13 protein-coding genes are annotated in these 17,759 nt (G+C 46.1%); 11 read left to right on the top strand and 2 right to left on the bottom strand.

What is annotated here, in order from left to right:
* Positions 1–36 precede the first annotated feature (36 nt).
* On the top strand, positions 37–1,119 hold the full coding sequence (locus tag GC097_RS18120) for an SIS domain-containing protein (protein ID WP_171684706.1): 1,083 nt from the start codon (positions 37–39) through the stop codon (positions 1,117–1,119).
* Between the two features lie 414 nt (positions 1,120–1,533).
* Here the strand turns inward: GC097_RS18120 and GC097_RS18115 are convergent, their stop codons facing one another.
* Positions 1,534–2,178 (bottom strand): SGNH/GDSL hydrolase family protein, encoded by a 645-nt coding sequence (locus GC097_RS18115; protein WP_171684704.1) that lies wholly within the window; start codon positions 2,176–2,178, stop codon positions 1,534–1,536.
* A 352-nt stretch (positions 2,179–2,530) separates the two neighbouring features.
* Here GC097_RS18115 and GC097_RS18110 point away from each other — a divergent pair, with 352 nt between their 5' ends.
* From GC097_RS18110 to GC097_RS18075, 8 genes are all read left to right on the top strand, one after another.
* Complete coding sequence (locus GC097_RS18110; RefSeq protein WP_171684702.1) at positions 2,531–3,310, top strand: heparin lyase I family protein; 780 nt, start codon at positions 2,531–2,533, stop codon at positions 3,308–3,310.
* Between the two features lie 106 nt (positions 3,311–3,416).
* Complete coding sequence (locus tag GC097_RS18105; protein ID WP_246294321.1) at positions 3,417–4,580, top strand: GerAB/ArcD/ProY family transporter; 1,164 nt, start codon at positions 3,417–3,419, stop codon at positions 4,578–4,580.
* Entirely contained in the window at positions 4,577–6,061 is a 1,485-nt protein-coding gene (locus GC097_RS18100; protein WP_171684700.1) for a spore germination protein, read from the top strand. Before GC097_RS18105 ends, GC097_RS18100 begins: the two co-directional genes overlap by 4 nt.
* The gene (locus GC097_RS18095; protein WP_171684699.1) at positions 6,058–7,209 is read left to right on the top strand and encodes a Ger(x)C family spore germination protein; all 1,152 of its coding nucleotides are present in this window, start codon (positions 6,058–6,060) and stop codon (positions 7,207–7,209) included. Before GC097_RS18100 ends, GC097_RS18095 begins: the two co-directional genes overlap by 4 nt.
* A 455-nt stretch (positions 7,210–7,664) precedes the next feature.
* Entirely contained in the window at positions 7,665–8,702 is a 1,038-nt protein-coding gene (gene gap / locus GC097_RS18090; RefSeq protein WP_312875694.1) for a type I glyceraldehyde-3-phosphate dehydrogenase, read from the top strand.
* 56 nt (positions 8,703–8,758) lie between these two features.
* Complete coding sequence (pckA, locus tag GC097_RS18085) at positions 8,759–10,333, top strand: phosphoenolpyruvate carboxykinase (ATP) (RefSeq protein WP_246294320.1); 1,575 nt, start codon at positions 8,759–8,761, stop codon at positions 10,331–10,333.
* 288 nt (positions 10,334–10,621) lie between these two features.
* Positions 10,622–12,331 (top strand): methyl-accepting chemotaxis protein, encoded by a 1,710-nt coding sequence (locus GC097_RS35035; RefSeq protein ID WP_312875693.1) that lies wholly within the window; start codon positions 10,622–10,624, stop codon positions 12,329–12,331.
* A 402-nt stretch (positions 12,332–12,733) separates the two neighbouring features.
* Positions 12,734–13,321, top strand: a complete 588-nt coding sequence (locus GC097_RS18075) for an HD-GYP domain-containing protein (RefSeq protein WP_171684698.1) — start codon at positions 12,734–12,736, stop codon at positions 13,319–13,321.
* Between the two features lie 44 nt (positions 13,322–13,365).
* On the opposite strand, the gene GC097_RS18070 is transcribed toward GC097_RS18075, so the two are convergent.
* Positions 13,366–15,132 (bottom strand): sulfatase family protein, encoded by a 1,767-nt coding sequence (locus tag GC097_RS18070; protein WP_171684697.1) that lies wholly within the window; start codon positions 15,130–15,132, stop codon positions 13,366–13,368.
* A 166-nt stretch (positions 15,133–15,298) separates the two neighbouring features.
* Here GC097_RS18070 and GC097_RS18065 point away from each other — a divergent pair, with 166 nt between their 5' ends.
* Both GC097_RS18065 and GC097_RS18060 read left to right on the top strand, forming a co-directional pair.
* Positions 15,299–15,832, top strand: coding sequence for a DUF3231 family protein (locus GC097_RS18065; protein WP_171684696.1), 534 nt, complete (start codon positions 15,299–15,301; stop codon positions 15,830–15,832).
* A gap of 495 nt (positions 15,833–16,327) precedes the next feature.
* Positions 16,328–17,749 carry an MDR family MFS transporter gene (locus tag GC097_RS18060; RefSeq protein WP_376768403.1) on the top strand — a complete coding sequence of 474 codons (1,422 nt, stop codon included), beginning with the start codon at positions 16,328–16,330 and terminating at the stop codon, positions 17,747–17,749.
* Positions 17,750–17,759 lie beyond the last annotated feature (10 nt).

Here is a 17,759-nt window from a genome sequence, read left to right as displayed (position 1 = left end):
CGGCAGCGCTACGGACCGTCAGGGAGGAAAAAATCGATGAAACCGACAATGATGACCTATATTCAAGAAGAGCAAGCGGTAACGGAAAGCATTCTCGCCAACTACCCGGGCAATGTGGATGCCTTCGCGCTGGCGGCGAACAATAAGGCGGAATGGCTTATTTTGGCGACTGGTTCAAGCATCAATGCCGCACTAAGCGCCAAATATTATATCGAGAAAGTGGCGGATGTGCGTATTGACATCAAAGAACCGTTCAATTTTATGCATTACGATAAAATCAGTCCGCACTGCGATCTCGTCATCGGCATTTCGCAAAGCGGCCAGAGCACTTCAACGATCGGCGCACTGAATCGGAATCGCCAGCAAACAGGCATCACAACGGTCGCCTTCACGAGTGATGTGACGACGGCCATTTCCGAAGCGGCAGATTTGACACTTGATATCGGCTGCGGCAAGGAAAGAGTCGGCTACGTGACCAAAGGATTTATCGCGACAGTATTGACGCTAATGCTCGCCGGTTTAAAGACGGCAGTAGCGAAAAAAACGCTGACGGAACAGGCGGAGCGGGCCCATCTTGATAAATTCCGCGCAGCGGCAGCCGCTATACCGCAAACGATCGCCAAAACAGAGCTGTTCTTCGAGCAGCACAAGGAAAATTTGGCGAGCGCGCCCAGATTCTCGGCGGTTGGTTACGGGCCAACCTTCGGAACGGTGAAGGAATTTGAAACGAAATTCTCAGAAACGGTTCGTATGCCGTCGCAGGGGATCGATCTGGAGGCCTTCATGCATGGACCTTATCTTGAGGTCAATCCGGAGCACCGTATTTTCTTCGTTGAAACGGAAAGTCCGGTCAAGGACCGGATGGAGCTGCTAAGTGCGTACGAGAGCCGGATTACGAACTACACCTATACCGTCACCTTGGGTAAAGCGGCGAATGACCGTACGATTGGTCTGGAGGTGGAACTGGACGAGTTCATGGCTCCGTTCATCATGATTATTCCGTTCCAGATCTTGGCCAATCATATTGCGGGAGCAAGAGGAATCGATTTGACCCAGCGGATTTATACAGACTTCGGGGTCGCTATGAAGAGCAAGACACAGCCGGGAGACTACGCATAAGAGCGGAATTGCCAGTGAGTTTTTTACAAATAATGAGAGGCTATCTCCAGTCATTTCTATGACTTGTGGGATAGCCTTTCGTGCCGTTATGCTTCTGTGGTCAAAATAAGGGAAAAATTCCCTATAATTTGATTGCAGAAGCTTGTCAGGCCCTTTCAGCAGGAAAACCCCCTCTATTTGCGCCGATTTTATGAGAATTCTCTGAATCCGGCCGAATTGTCGGCAGTTTTCCTTCTATATTCTTTGTGAGTTCATCTTTCGAGCATTTAGCGGGAGATTTTCCACTTACGCCTCTTCTTAAAGCTCGGATTTGGATTTGGAACCATCCAGAATCTGCTTATGGGACAGCTACAAGGCCTTATTCGCCATCATCCAGAACCCCAAGGATATCCATCATGTAGGGAGCCCGCCATACTATTTACGAGGAGCAAGATAAGGGGCCAATCCCGCTGCAATAACTTGATGCCCCTTATCATTGGGATGGATGGGCAGAGATCCGCTCAAGGCATCCTCAATCTTTCCATTTCGATATCCATAGATCAGATTCGCTTGTTTGCCTTCGAACCATGTATGGACGGGCGCAATACCTACATCGTAACTTTGGGCGAGCTCTCTTGTTATACGATTAAGTTGGTCCACTGACTCAGCGGCAAGAGGACTGTTAGGGAATGGGTTGTACTGCGTGCAGAAGACGATGCGGGCATGGCATCCTTTTTTGATATGAGATACGATGGCACCTAGGTGGCGTCTGTAGTATCCTGCCATTTGTTTTGCGGCTAACGGCTGCTGATTTCGAAGAGAAATCAGTGCAGCGTTTGCTAAATCCACACCTCCGATCCAGATAGACACAACATCGGCAGGCCTAATCATGGAGGCCCCCCGCCATATCACGGAATCCAGGAGATCATGGCTGGTCCAACCAGGTCGAGCCATAACATAACAAGTAGCCTTATGGGAGCTTGAATGTAATGCAGACACGGCCAATTGGGGATAAGCATTGGCAAAGGAGGAGGCATTTTCCCCGAATGTGATGGAATCTCCAAGAGCTGTATAGATCATAGCCGATCACGAACTCCTCTCTTAATCATACATACAACGCATAACCAAATGTTTTGCTTACTCCTGCATTTCATGAAATACATCCTAGAGGTATGATATTGCAATTATACACAAGTTGTGTGGACATTAAGGTAATAAACGAGCTCGTGCAAAAGATGTAGCGGACGGTTTACGTTAGGGTCTCCCCGGATGATTAAAAATCACAATACACCATAAAATATTACATTTAAAAGTCCCCTTATTGTCCTTAAAATAATATTGTAAGCGCTTGCAATTCTTGCGGGAGACGTCCCGGCTAATATTGTTATGTCAATATATAAATTCATTCCAAAAAATAAGGAGGAATTCGATTATGAAGAAGAGCTTTAAAAGGATGATGGCCGGAGTCGCCCTGCTGTCGACTTTCGCATTCAGCGCAACGGCACTGGCCGGAACGGTTACGATGAATTCGGACGGTCCGAATACGGGGAAATCCGCATTGGAAATATTCCAGCAATACTTCGGGCCGAGTCCGGTCGATGGGCCTACGGATTCCGAGCATATTCGAGAAACGACTTCTTCGAGCATCGGAAATGTGTTCCAATTCCACTTGAACGATAGCGGCGATTATGATGGCAGCAACACCGACCGTCAACGGGTTGAGCTCAAAGGCTACAACAAATCACCAGATAACGTCGTGGGCAAACAAGGCGAAACGGTCACCTACAAATGGCGTTTCAGGGTCATGAACGACTTCGGCCAGTCGTCATTCTGCCATATCTTCCAAATCAAAGCGCAAAACGGGACGGAAGACGCCGATCCGATTCTCACTTTTTCGTTGGATGCCAATGACTTGACGTTCCGTCACAGCCCGAACGGGCCGCTCTCCACGCTTGCACAAACGTCCAAATCCAATATTGTCGGTAAGTGGGTGGAAGCCACGGTTAAGTTCCAGGCCAGCGACAGCGGCAGCCTGAGCATGACGCTGACGGACGTGACCAGCGGCAACACGCTCATGTCCTACAGCGGCACTAAGGATATGTGGAGAAGCGGTGCGGACATCGTCCGTCCGAAGTGGGGGCTTTACCGTAAAATTACTTCCGGTATGCCGACGGCTGACATTCAATTCGCCAACTTCCAGGTAATTAAGTAGTAGGCTGTCAGGTTTAAAATAGTTCAAATAGGCCCATGCAAATTTGCATGGGTCTATTTGAACTCCATCGAACTATCTGGCGATGACCTGACCCCGTGAATAATAAATGCAACAAAAGGATAAAATTACAAAAGATTCTGTTCGTAATAACTACCGGCTATTCATGGCTGCAGGCGAGGGAAATGATATGGACGGAACACAAGGGAAAATCGGTATTGTATCAATTATTATGGTCATGATGCTGTTCAATGGTTTGACTAGTCATGTTATTGTAAATCCGCTCGTTTTGGATGCATCGGGAAGGGATGCTTGGATATCTGTACTAATGACGGCAGTTCTCTACATACCCTGGTGTGCTCTGCTTGTTTATATTATGAAGAAATCAGGGCAACAGGAGCTGCGGACGTGGCTGTCTAACCAAACCAGCCCTCTCATTGCATGGGTCATTATAGCTCCGATTTGCGTGGAATTGTTTTTGATCGGTGGCATGACGGTGATCCAGACAGAGATTTGGACATTCACTAATTATTTGCCCGCAACCCCTCAATTTATATTGATCATTGTACTAGTTTCGGTCTGCTTTTACGCGGCCTATACGGGCATTCGCACAATTGCGATAGGTGCGGGCATTCTGCTTCCGACGGTCGTCTGTCTCGGATACTTCGTTTCCATTGCGAATACGTCGGAGAAGGATTTCGCGCTTCTCAAGCCCATTCTGGAGCACGGCTGGCAGCCGGCTTTGAACGGTATGGTTTATACGGGAGGAGCATTGGTGGAGATCATTCTGATGCTGTTATTCCAGCACCGTTTTAAATCGAAAATGCGGGCTTGGCAAATGATGCTGCTGGGCATGATTCTGGTCTACATTACTTTAGGTCCTTTGATAGGAGCAATCACGGAATTCGGTCCTCATGAAGCTGCCAAACAGATGGTATCTCCGTATGAGCAATGGCGTCTTGTTAAAATTGGTTCGTATATCGAACACGTCGATTTCTTGTCTGTATATCAATGGTTGGCTGGGGCAACAGTACGAATCAGTCTTGCTCTTTTTTTATTGGCGGAATTAATTCCATTCAAACGAGGATGGACTATTCTAATATTAACGCTTGGTCTAGCCATATTCTCCATCATTGTAAACAGCCAAAATACATTCTATTTGTGGATATATCAAATTTATTTTCCTGTATCTTTGATTTTCACTCTATGTATAACCATTGTTTTAGCCGTCATTGCATGGATGGCCAAACCCACCAAGGAGGGAAGGACATGAGCGGTAGCGATATTCAATCTGTCGACGTAACGAAAGAACAGATGCTTCGGCAATTATTCGCAAATTGTTCTGACGTACAAATTCAGATTTACCTATTTGGTGAGGATGACCCGTCGTCCACGGTTATGATGATCTATGCAGAGGGTTTATGCGATGCGGTTCAAATAGGGAAAATTGTTCTGCCGGAATTGAATATTGTCTATAAAGAAAATGGTTTCGAATATTTGCAAAACGGATATGCGCTGGGCTCTTTACCGCTTATTTCCTTTGATGGAGAAGCAACTGAGCAAGAAATGACAGATTGCGTCTTTCAAGGGGATCTGCTTCTCGTTTTTTTAGCATCGGATGCGATGTACAAGCTTAATATTTGTAACCGTCCTCAGCGCACGCCTGATGAATCGAGTGTCGAGATTTCAATCAAAGGACCGAAAGATGGATTTGTGGAAGATTTGTCGACGAATATTGCCTTAATTCGCAAACGGATTCGAAGCAATTCCTTATGCTGTGAAACGACGATTCTCGGAAGAAGAACGAGAACGAAGATTGGACTTATGTATATTAAGGACATTTTAGCCCCGAATATTTTGCTGGAAGTTCGTTCCCGCTTGAATAAAATCGATGTCGACGGCATTTATAGCATCAACCAGGTGGAAGAAGCGCTCACCGATAAGAAATTTTCGTTATTTCCTATAACCGACTTCACCGGCAGGCCCGATTATGCGGTCAACTGCTTGTTGGCTGGAAGGTTTATTCTTATTGTCGACGGCAACCCTTTGATCTTAATTGCACCAGGGAACTTTTCATTGATCATGAAATCTCCGGAGGATATTCATTTCAGCTTTCAATACGTATCGTTTGCTCGATTAATCCGTTTTTTTAGCTTTTGGATTTCTATTCTACTGCCTGGCTTTTGGGTAGCCCTTACTGCATTTCACCAAGATCAAATTCCATTTCGGCTCATGGCGACGATCTCGGTAGCAAGAATCGGTTTACCTTTATCCGCACAAATGGAAATGTTAACCTTGCTGTTTCTGTTGGAGGTTTTTCGGGAAGCCGGCGTGCGGTTGCCCAGCTCCATTGGACAAACGCTAACGGTCATCGGCGGGTTAGTCATTGGGGATGCATCCATACGCGCGGGTTTGGTTTCGCCTTCGGTGGTTGTGGTTGGGGCGATTACCGCAATCATGGGAGCTACGCTTGTTAATCAGACCTTGGGTACAGTCGTAAGTGTGATCAGGTTATTTATTTTCCTGGCTTCAGCGATCATTGGCATGTACGGGCTCATTTTGGGCATGATTTTGTTGGTGATTCATATGTCTAGAATCAAATCATTCGGTATTCCTTTCTTGTCTCCGTTGTCCCCACCCAATTACAAAGACATGTTTAAGAGCTTTTTAAGGTTCCCATGGGTTAAAATCGTTCATCGTCCGCAAGAGCTGCACACGATCGATTCAGACCATCAAGGGAAGAATGCCGAATGAGGAAATATAGTCTCCTTGTGATCATCACTGCGATTCTGTTATTCCAGACGGGTTGTTGGAATTCCAAAGATATTCAAACGATGGCCTATGTAACAGCGATTGGAATGGATTACGAAGATGGAAAATATATAACCTATGTTCAGGTACTCAATTTTTCTAATGTGGCCAAAAGCGAGTCAACACAGCTAGGGAAAAACGTCCCCTTATGGATTGGAAAAGGGGAAGGGGTAACGGTTACTGAAACGTTTAATTCGATTTATGCGACATCCCAATTGAGAGTGTATTGGGGTCATGTGAAAGCAATTGTTTGCACGGAAAGGTTTTTAAGTAACGGTCAAAGAGTCAAAGAGGCTTACGATATGTTAAACCGCTATCGTGAAGTCCGTTATAACGTTTTATTGTATGGAACAAAAGAATCGTTACGCGATATATTTCAACAGAAGTCGATTCTGAATCTATCCCCGATAGATTCCTTATTGGACAATCCTTCACAGATCTATTCTCAGCGCTCGTATATTACGCCGCATTACGGTTTCAAGATTATTTCGGAGATCAATGAAGCGGGGCAATCGGCCATGCTTCCTTCGATCGCAATTGACAAGGGAGCATGGACCGAAGACAAACAACCCAGAACGATGTTTAGAATCGATGGGGCGTTTTATTCACAGGATAGCCAATTCCTAGGGTGGATGTCCGAAAAAGAGTTAGAGGGATTTCGATGGCTTCAAGAAAAACTGGCGCGTTCCCCGATCAACATTCCAGACATAAAGAAGCCTGTCGCGGCAATTGTTATGATTAAGCCGAAATCGCGTATTCTGCCTGTTATTCGAGATGGTAAGGTATACTATACGATTAAATTAAAAATAAACGCCTATGTTGATGAAATGGTTGAGAATGTCACTACTAAAGACATGGAGAGGCTTGCGGAGCAAGTGATTGAGGATCAAATCAGAAAAACTTATGCGATAGGCCTTAGCAAGAAAATAGACGTGCTGCAATTGGGCGAACGGCTTTACAGGAACTACCCCCAAAAATGGCATGAACTTAACCGGAAAACGGATTTCAAATTGGATGCCAATTCCCTCGACAAAGTGGAGGTCAAGGTTAATCTGCAACATACCGGCAAGTACAAAGCAAGAGCACATTAACGTTAAACCTTTTGAAGAACCTCTTTCGACAACTGCTGATCCACAGGAAGGTCATCTGCGTTCCATGTTTTCGGCATTTTCCGGAATGCGGATGCCTGTGCCTGTCAGGTCAAAGACTAGTTCGGCACGAGTGAAAAGCCCCGATACGTTTATTGTGTAAATGAATTTAATGAAGAATATTATATTATTGACCGTAATATTTCAATATTTGGGTCCCTGGCCTATACTTCATTAGTACATTGGAAATAAAAAATTCAAGTAAGTTGGATTGTAATCGCTTACAAATTAAGTTGTGATTCACGCCTCTGTTGTCGGCGCCGCTTTGCTGGCTTTCTTGGTACAGGTCATAAATAAATATATAATGTGTCATTAATTTATTTTATTATCTCTATACGATTGAATAGTGTATACTAAAAAATAAATAAAACACATTATATGTTTTGGAGGGGAATTCAGTGATACAAGGCGTAGGCATTAGCGGGATGGGGCGAATAGGACGATTACTAGTCAGAAAGATATTTTCGGAAAAGCAAAGACCTTATCGGCTATGTGCTATTAATTGTAGTTATCCGGCCGAGACGATTGCGCATCTTTTAAAATACGACACCGTACACGGAAGATTGGATGCGGAAGTTACCGTAAGCAACGGGAAGCTTATCATTAACGGGGAGAGCATTGAAATTGTCAATCAAAGGGACCCCGAAATGATCGCATGGAAAAGTCTCGGAGCAGATATCGTTGTAGATGCAACCGGTAAATTTAATCATCGGGAAGGCGCCCTAAAGCACATTGCGGCAGGTGCAACCCATGTTCTGATTACAGCCCCGGGCAGCCAAATGGATCTTACAGTTGTGATGGGCGTGAACGATCATTTGTATGATCCCCGGAAACATCAGCTGCTGTCGGCCGCTTCTTGCACGACTAACTGTCTTTCGCCTGTTTTGCACATTGTGGACCAAGCTTTCGGGGTACAAACCGGTTGGATGACAACGGTCCATTCTTTTACTTCCGACCAAAATCATATGGATAATCCGCATAAAGATTTACGAAGAGCACGGGCATGTACGCAGTCCATCATTCCAACTACCACGGGTGTGGGAAAAGCTTTAGTCGATGTGCTGCCGCATCTGGCTTCTCGCATTCAGGGAATTTCCCTCCGTATTCCTACACAGGATGTGTCCCTTATTGATTTGACTGTTAAGGTTTCGAGGCCAACAAGCTTGGAACAAGTGAGGTCTGTTTTCAAGGCGGCATCCGAGGGAAGCTTATCGCCTTATGTCAGTTTTACGGATGAACCTTTAGTATCCGCCGATTATATTGGCTGTTCCCAGTCAGCTGTCATCGATGGACCTTCCATCATGGTTATAGATGATCAGATCAAGGTTTTGGCCTGGTACGATAATGAGTGGGCTTATGCCAGCCGTGTCGTCGAACTTGTACAACTCATGAAAGAAAAAGTGGATCAATTGTGGAAAGCGCCTCTGTTAGCTTGAGTTGGTAAATTGACATAGAAAATAGACAATATCAATTAAGAAACTGAAGGGAATGGATGAGTATGGAAACTAAGCTGCAGCAGTTGAAAATAGGGAAGATAAGCAATAATTTGTCCGTTTCCGAGCTGGTCGAATCAGCATTGGAACGGAAGGAAGGGGTTCTTGCTTCCTCTGGAGCGTTACAAGTCTACACAGGGAAATATACCGGACGCTCGCCTAAAGACAAGTTCATTGTCCAAGAACCTTCCGTTAGGGATCACGTAGAGTGGGGGGCTGTGAATGAACCCATCTCAGAGTCTCAGTTCGAGCGGCTTTACCAAAAAGCGCAAGACTATATGTCGGATAAGGATTTGTTCGTATTTGACGGTTACGCTGGGGCGGACCCGGAGTACCGGTTACCCATTCGTGTTGTGAATGAATATGCATGGCAAAATTTATTTGTCCGGCAGCTTTTTGTCCGTCCGACAGAGGAAGAACTGCAAACGCATGCTGCGGAATTTACGGTGATTGCGCTGCCAGGTCTAAAAGCCGATCCTGCAGTGGACGGTACGCGCTCTGAAACGTTTATCTGCGTGTCCTTTGAAAGGAAGCTGGTGCTCATCGGAGGGACCGAATATGCGGGAGAGATGAAAAAATCAATTTTTAGCGTCCTGAATTATTTGCTCCCTTTCCGTGGCGTTCTTCCTATGCATTGCTCAGCAAATGTGGGTGAGAACGACGATGTGGCTTTATTCTTTGGATTATCCGGTACGGGGAAAACGACGCTTTCCGCCGATCCGAACCGCGGGTTGATCGGGGACGACGAGCATGGCTGGACAGATCACGGGGTTTATAACTTTGAAGGCGGATGCTATGCCAAGTGTGCCAATCTATCCGAAGAAAAGGAGCCGCAGATTTGGCAGGCTATTCGTTACGGTTCGGTTTTAGAAAATGTCGTTCTGGCTTCAGAGACAAGGATAGCGGATTATAGCGATACTCGGGCAACGGAAAATACGCGAGCCGCTTATCCGATCGATGTCATTCCCGGTGCGGTCATCCCAGGGAAGGCGGGCCATCCGAAGGTCATCATTTTCCTAACAGCGGATGCTTTCGGCGTGCTGCCTCCTATTTCGAAGCTGACGAAGGAACAGGCGATGTATCACTTCTTGTCAGGGTACACTTCGAAGCTGGCAGGAACCGAAAGAGAAGTAACGGAGCCGGAGGCGACATTCTCCACTTGCTTTGGGGCGCCTTTCCTTCCGCTAGAGCCATCTGTGTACGCAAAGCTGCTTGGAGATAAAATTGAGCAGCACCAAGTTAAAGTATATTTGGTGAATACGGGGTGGTCCGGCGGTCCTTACGGTGTAGGCAAGAGGATGAATTTAACCTTCACCCGGGCGATGGTGACTGCAGCTTTGAATGGAAGTATCGAGCAAGCGTCGTTTACGGCAGACCCGATTTTTGGTGTGCTCTGTCCCGATTTCGTAGAGGGAGTTCCAAGCCACATTCTGGTTCCCCGTCAAACTTGGCAGGATCAGGAGGCGTATAGGAAATCCGCTTGGGAATTGGCTGAACGTTTTACTCGCAATTTCGAGAAATTTTCCAATATCGATACAGAAATTAAGGGTGCCGGTCCAAGGCAAAGGGATTGAACTCACGAGTGGGTACTCGATGAATGCCGCACCTCCATACCAAGAAAGCAGCACCCGAGAGGGTGCTTTTTTCTTTCAACATAAAATTTAACAGTTTAGTGTCGAAAAATGACGATATTTCACGATTAATCTTAAAATTCAGATCGCGTTTGTTGCTATATTAGGCATTTTATACTATTATTTGTGGTGCTTGCAGGAAACCTCACCCATCTATGGGATGATTAAGTTTATTGGGTTCACAGTGTTTTCCAATAAAGTTCCTAGCATTCTTAAAGGGGGTCATCATAAGTGCAATCCAGAACGATCAAATTATCAATTAGCCAAAAGCTTATGGGGTTATTTTTGAGTATTGCTGTCCTGATGGGGATTACAAGCAGCATCTCGTTTTATTACCTTAAGGAAGTAGATCAATCATACACCGATTTAATTGACAGACGGTCAATAATTGTGGCCAATGCTCAAACTATGCAGCTGGAAGCTGCAAAACAATCTAGCAGATTACGCGGATATCTCTTAACAAGGGATTCGGAATATACGAAACAAGTGCAAGCATCCAATGATAGCTTATCTAAGCTAGTCAGCGAAACCATAACTTTGGCAAACAGAGAAGTGGATAAAGAAAGACTAAGAAAATTGGATGAATTGAATATACAATTTAAACAAAAATATGATCAATTGCTTCAAATGGTCCAAAATGGCCAGAGTTCCACACAAGTGATGGAATTTTACGATAATGAAGTGCTGCCTTCGGGAAGGCTGCTAGAGCCGGCTGCAGATGAAATAGCTAGTGAGCAGCGAAAATTAATGACGGAAGCAAATGCCAGCAATACCAAGATGGTTGATACGGCTAATAGAAGCGTTTTGATACTAAGTTGTATTGCATTGGTGCTAGCGATATCGATTAGTTATTTTAGTTCGCGTATGATTTCTAAACCCATTGTATTTATGGAAAAAATCGCTAAGAAAATAGCTTCAGGTGATGTATCCGTTGAAAATATTCAGGTCAAAAACAGGGATGAAATCGGTGCTTTAGCTAGTTCGCTTAATCAAATGAAGGATAGTCTTCATAGCTTGGTCAAACAGATTAGTCAAAGCGCCGAGCATGTAGCTGCTTCCTCGGAGGAGTTGACAGCTGGCGCAGAACAAACCAGCCAGGCTTCCGCAACCATTGCTTCTACCATTCAGCGGGTCGTCGTTAGCGCAGAGAAACAGTCCCACAGTGTAGAGGAAAGCGTGCGGGCGATGAGTGAAATGTCTGCCGGAGTACAACAAATTGCGGCAAACGCACAAGTTGCATCTTCTGTGTCTATGCAAGCCGCCGAAAAGACATTGCAAGGAAACAATGCGATTCTGTCGGCAGAAGAACAGATGGAGTCCATTCAAACTTCATTCAATCAGCTTGCTGGTGAAGTGAAAGAAATGGGCCAGCGCTCAGGGGAAATTGAACAGATTCTTGACGTGATCTCCGCTATTGCCAGCCAAACCAATTTGCTCGCTTTAAACGCGGCGATTGAAGCTGCAAGAGCCGGCGAACAGGGGCGCGGATTTGCCGTAGTTGCTGGCGAAGTACGTAAGCTGGCCGAACAATCATCCCAATCGGCCGATCAAATTACGCAGTTGATTGCGCATATTCGCAGCGGTATCGATAAGACGACTCAAGCGGTGGAGTCCGGAGCCAAGGAAATAAATGAGGGTATCCGGGTTGTTCACCTAGCAGGAGAATCTTTCGAAGAGATTAAGGGACTTGTAGATCACGTAGCCAGCCAGGTTCAAGAGGTATCGGCGGCCTCGCAGCAAATGTCAGCCAGCGCAGAACAGATCGTCCATTCTTTTGAAGAGATTTCAGAAGGATCGAGAACCGTAACCTCCGGATCACAAAACGTAGCGACTGCCACGGAGGAGCAATTGGCTTCCATGAAGGAGATTTCCTTATCCGCGTCCTCTCTGTCTGTAATGTCAGAAGAACTACAGGCGCTGGTTGGCAAGTTTAAAGTTTAGTTGAGGTGCAGCATGATCGATTCCATGAGCAAAGTTACGCTAAATTCCTGGCTAGTACGTAAAAGAACTTCCCTTACTGTGCTGTTCTTGATTCTTCTGTTCGTAATTATATGGATTGACAAGAATCATCCCCAAGAAAATTTGACGAGTATGTATCTTATTCCCTTAGTAGTTGCAGGCTTTGCCTTCTGGAAACACCTGCATGTACAAATTATTGTATCCTGCGTTTTGATATGGATCAGTGATCATTATGCGCTATATGATCACCCTCTAAGTATACAACTGATAGTATCTCATTGGTTAACCTACACATTAGCCATATTGTCCGTATCCACTTCCATAAGGTTATATATTAGGGAGAGAGAGAACACACTGCATTTAACGTTTGCACTAGCGAAATCTTTGGATTCCAGAGATCCGCATACTGCTTTTCATTCAGAGAACGTAGCCAGGTACGCTTTATTAATAGCCAAAGAAATGAAGCTGCCCAACCGGCAATGCGATGCGATTTATTTAGGCGGCCTCCTGCATGATATCGGGAAAATAGGGGTGCCGGAAGCTATTTTATCGAAGCCAACGCCTCTAACCAAGGAAGAGTATGATTCGATTAAGCAGCATTCTACCATTGGTTATAACATGGTAAAGCATATTCCTTCGTTCGAAAAAAGCGGCATTTTGGATATCATCTTATATCATCATGAGCGGTATGACGGTGCTGGATATCCTGAAGGGCTATCGGGTAAGCAAATTCCCCGATTAGCCCGTATCCTGTCTATTGCCGATTCTTTTGATGCCATGACGTCGACTCGAGTCTATAGAAATAAGATGGATTTGGAGTATGCCGTCGATCAGATCCGAAAAAACCGGGGGACGCAATTTGACCCCGAAATTACGGATGTTTTCTTAAGGATGCTGGAGAAAGAAGGACCGGATATTTTATTGCATATAGAGAGCATCAAAATGTCCCGAACTAGCTTAGTCACAAGCTAATCGGGCTCTTTTATTTTCCATGAAGGGGAGGGACCTTGTGATATCTAAGGCTTTTGACCGGGGTACAAACGCTTCTGCTGCCGCTGCTCAGCCAATACCTGCATCATCCATTGCTGGATGCCATGGGTATACGAATTTGCATAGGAGTAATGTGCGAGATTAACGGTTTCTAAAGGGTCCTCGGTTAGATTATAAAGCTCATATTCATCCGGGACCGGCTGTGTTTTGACCGAAGAGGCATAAAGGGAATGAGTTCCACCGCCGTTTCCTCCGATCGCTCCAATCGGCTGGATGACTTCGTCTTTTACCCCCGGATCGCTCCAGAATTGAGGATTATCATAATAGCGGGAGAGTTTCCACAACTCTTTCCTGCCATTCCTATAAAGAGCTGTAATGACAGTCTCAATGTGGTTAGGTTGAATCACGGAATGAAACGGCTCACCTAGTAGATTGATTTGGTGTTGGCCGCGGGTAAAATCGTCGTCGGTCATGAAATAAACCGGTTCATCCTTAATAAGGAAGGGGGTCTGCCCTAAAATACGGGGAGCAAGGTTGCGTCCCACAAAGGGATGGACTTCACTGAATTTGTTTCGCAAGCCGTTTTGAATCTCTTGGATGTCAACATTCGCCAGTCCGAGCATGGTGGGCAGGAGATCCAAATGGCTTGTTAGTGTATCAATATGGGCAGGCTGCGGAAAAAGATGTTGATTATGAATGAGGAAAGGAACATGCAGAGCCTCTTCATAAGCACAGTAAAATTTTTGACGAAGATGGCCGTGAGCGCCAAGCAGTTCCCCGTGATCCGATGTAAAAATAACAATCGTATTGTCATAGAAAGAGGAGCGGGTAAGAGCTTCAAACACTTTAGACATTTGCTGGTCGGCATTCTTTTGCAGCTGGTAGTACAGCTTGCGGTAATGCGATTCGTCGATAATGGGCTGTAAGGCTTTCGGATAGAGATCCCGATAGCTCGCCTGACAGCGCGGTTTCGTGGTGAGAGGATCATGGATGGTTGGAGGAGGAGGCACCTCCGGCATCGGATCGACATGGAACTGAAACGTGGGTATCAGCTCCGTGAAAGCACCGTATAGAACAATATCGTGCGGATTTACAAATGAAGCTACGAGCAGCCAGGGCTTGGCATCCTTATCATGTTGACTCTGACGGTCGAGGGAGTCGATTAACTCTACCACTTCTGCGGCATAGACTTCGTCTCTGCCGCTTAACCCGATTGCAGCGGAAGAAGCCGAATTTCGAGGATCTTTGCCGTGAGGTTCCGGACCGATCCAAGTGGAGAAGCCGAAGTCCTCTAAGCGGTCGGCATGATCATATAAGGCTTCCTGCTGCTTGTCAGGAACACCGGTCAGCGGATTATAGCTGGGGATGCTCGTGTGGGTGCCGGGAACGATAATATCGGCATTGGATACATGCCATTTACCTTTATAGTAGGTTTGGTACCCGGCTGCGCGAAAGTAATCTCCCATCGTAGGTACTGTGCTCGGATCCAGCCAAAACATATCGGAGTCAAAGGCGCTCTTGGCCACGCCGGTCGTCTGGCTGACACCGTGAAGCGACGGGTACTGACCGGTCAACAGAGTAGCCCGGCTCGGGCAGCACGCAGCGCTGCCAATGTAATGTCTGTGGAATTCCACGGCATTGGATTTCAGAAGCTCTTGGGTAACGAGATTTTGTTTGCGCCACTCTCTGATTTCTGCATTTTCATACACAGGGGGATAGCGTTCCTCGTCCACGAGAAACAGGAGAATGTTAGGTTTTTCAACATTTCGGGTACGAGGTTGCGTATTCTTCATGGAATGCACATCCTAATTTAGCGTTTTACTTTAAATTATGAGGTGAAGCCTCCAAACAGTATGATTCCGGAAAATTTCTAAAAGGCAAATGGACGAATGTTGAGTGGTTGTTGACTTGAAATACATGCAAACGGGCAAGCTAACTAGCAAAAAAGGAGCTGCCAATATGAATATCATAGAAATACTCGGTGATACGATTAAGCCGTTTCTGGACGGTGAAAAGCCGCCTTTAAACGTCGGAGAAGTCATGAATTTGTGGTTTTATTTGACAGCAACAGAGCAAACGATGCGAGGCGAGCAAGTATCCTTTAACATTACTGAGGACCCTGAGCTGAAAGAGAAGCTGCAAGACGTCATTAACAATGTGCATCGGCCGATTTTCACGGAGTTAACGGAGTTTCTGAAGGCGGAAGGCGTTCCGCTGACAGAGGCGTCGCCGGATAAGCCGGTTGGGGATTTCCGGCATATTCCGGAGGGCTCCAAACTGTCGGATGAGGAAATAGCAAGTCTTCTCAGCTTCAATCTTGTACTCGGCATCAATTATGGTTGCCGGGGGATGACGGAAGCCGTGCGGCCCGACGTTGCCCTCATGTTTGCCAAATTCCAGATGAAGAAGCTAACTTTTGCGATAACGTTGAAGGATCTGTTGATGAAAAGAGGGTGGTTAAAAGCACCCCCGTATTTTAAGCCGGAAGGCTAGGATGAAGAGATTAAATACGGAAGGGCTTGTCGCGGCTCTTTCAAAGAAAGAAGCAATGAGAGGCTTTCCCTAGTCAATTCTTTGGCTTGTGGGACAGCCTTTTGTGCAGTTATGCTTCTTCGGTCAAATTAAAGGCAAAATTTACCTGTAAATTGACTGCGGATGTTTGTTAGAGCAATTTAGCTGGAAAAGCTCCCTCTAATTCCACCGATTTTGCGAGAACCTACTAAATCCGGTCAAATTAACAGGAGGATTTCCTTCTATTTTCCCTGCGGGGTCATCTTTCGAGCAATTAGAGGGAGATTTTCCGGTTAGATTCCTAATCTAGTCTTGTTTTTCCAGCGAGACAAGCCCAGTCTTTTCGCAAAAATAAATACGAACATATGTTCATTTCTTGAAAAGAATGGTAAAATGGATAAATGTTAAACATAAACATTCCATACAATTAGAGGAGGAATCAAGTTGAACGTCTCAAGCGAAGCCGCGAACGCTTCAATAGATGTAAGCAAGCTCAAGCGAGGACCGATTGTTGCTGCGCTGGTCATCGGCGCTTTCGTTGCTATTTTGAATGAAACGCTGCTCAATATCGCCTTTCCCGATTTGATGAAAGAGTTCGCGATTACGCCGGCAACCATCCAATGGCTGTCCACTTCGTATATGCTCGTGATTGGTATTCTCGTCCCTGTTACGGCGCTTCTTCAACAATGGTTTACGACGAGGCAAATGTTTCTGACGGCTATGATTTTGTTCCTCATAGGGACCGTCATCTGCGGTGCGGCTCCTATATTTAGCGTCTTACTCGTCGGCAGAGTTATTCAGGCATTAGGAACTGGTCTTATGCTGCCTGTCATGATGAATACGATACTTGTCATTTACCCACCGGAGAAAAGGGGGGGCGCGATGGGAATGATCGGTCTCGTCATTATGTTCGGACCGGCGATTGGCCCCACGTTGGCAGGCCTCATCATTGATCAACTGGATTGGCGTTGGTTGTTTTTCCTGGTTATCCCGCTTGCAGCATTCTCCGTTATTTTCGCGGCCGTATACCTTCGCAATGTCTCCGATTTGACCAAGCCCAGGGTTGACTTGTTGTCCATTATGCTGTCCAGCATCGGCTTTGGCGGCATCGTGTATGGTTTCAGCAAAGCGGGGGAAGGCTCCTGGACCGCGCCTGAAGTCGTATGGACCATCGTTGTCGGCGGTATTGCTGTTCTTTTATTCATCATTCGGCAGTTGGTCGCTGCGGAGCCGATTCTTAATCTCCGGGCATTCAAATACCCGATGTTCGCGCTTGTGACGGTCATGATGCTGGTGCTTATGATGACACTGTTCTCCACGATGATTTTGCTGCCGCTGTTCTTGCAGACGGCGCTTATGATGACGGCTTTCAAAGCAGGCTTAACCTTAATGCCTGGCGGTATTATCAATGGGGTTATGGCTCCGATTTCAGGCAAATTGTTCGATAAATTCGGTCCCCGCGTGTTGGTTATTCCGGGTTTGATCTTGGTGCTGATTGCGCTTTGGTTGTTTACGGGCATTTCTGTTCAAACCTCGACGGGCCATGTTGTAACGCTGCACATTATTCTGCTTATAGGTATTTCACTAGTCATGATGCCTGCCCAAACGACGGGTCTCAATCAACTTCCCCGCCATCTGTATCCGCATGGAACGGCCATCTTGAACACACTTCAACAGGTTGCCGGTGCAATCGGTACGGCCTTGTTTATTAGCATCATGTCATCCGGTACGAAAAATTATTATGCAGCGAACCCTAAGGGGGACCCTGCAGAGGGGCTTGTAGCCGGACTGCATAATGCGTTTGTTATTGCCTTTTGGATCGGCTGCATCGCCCTTATCATCGGATTCTTCATCAAGCGCGTTCAAGCGCCGCAAGAGGGAGAGAAAGGCTTGGCGTGAGGAAAATACA

Source organism: Paenibacillus planticolens (assembly GCF_013141725.1).
GTDB classification, from domain to species: Bacteria; Bacillota; Bacilli; order Paenibacillales; family NBRC-103111; genus Paenibacillus_E; species Paenibacillus_E planticolens.
This window is presented reverse-complemented; position numbering and strand designations above follow the sequence as displayed.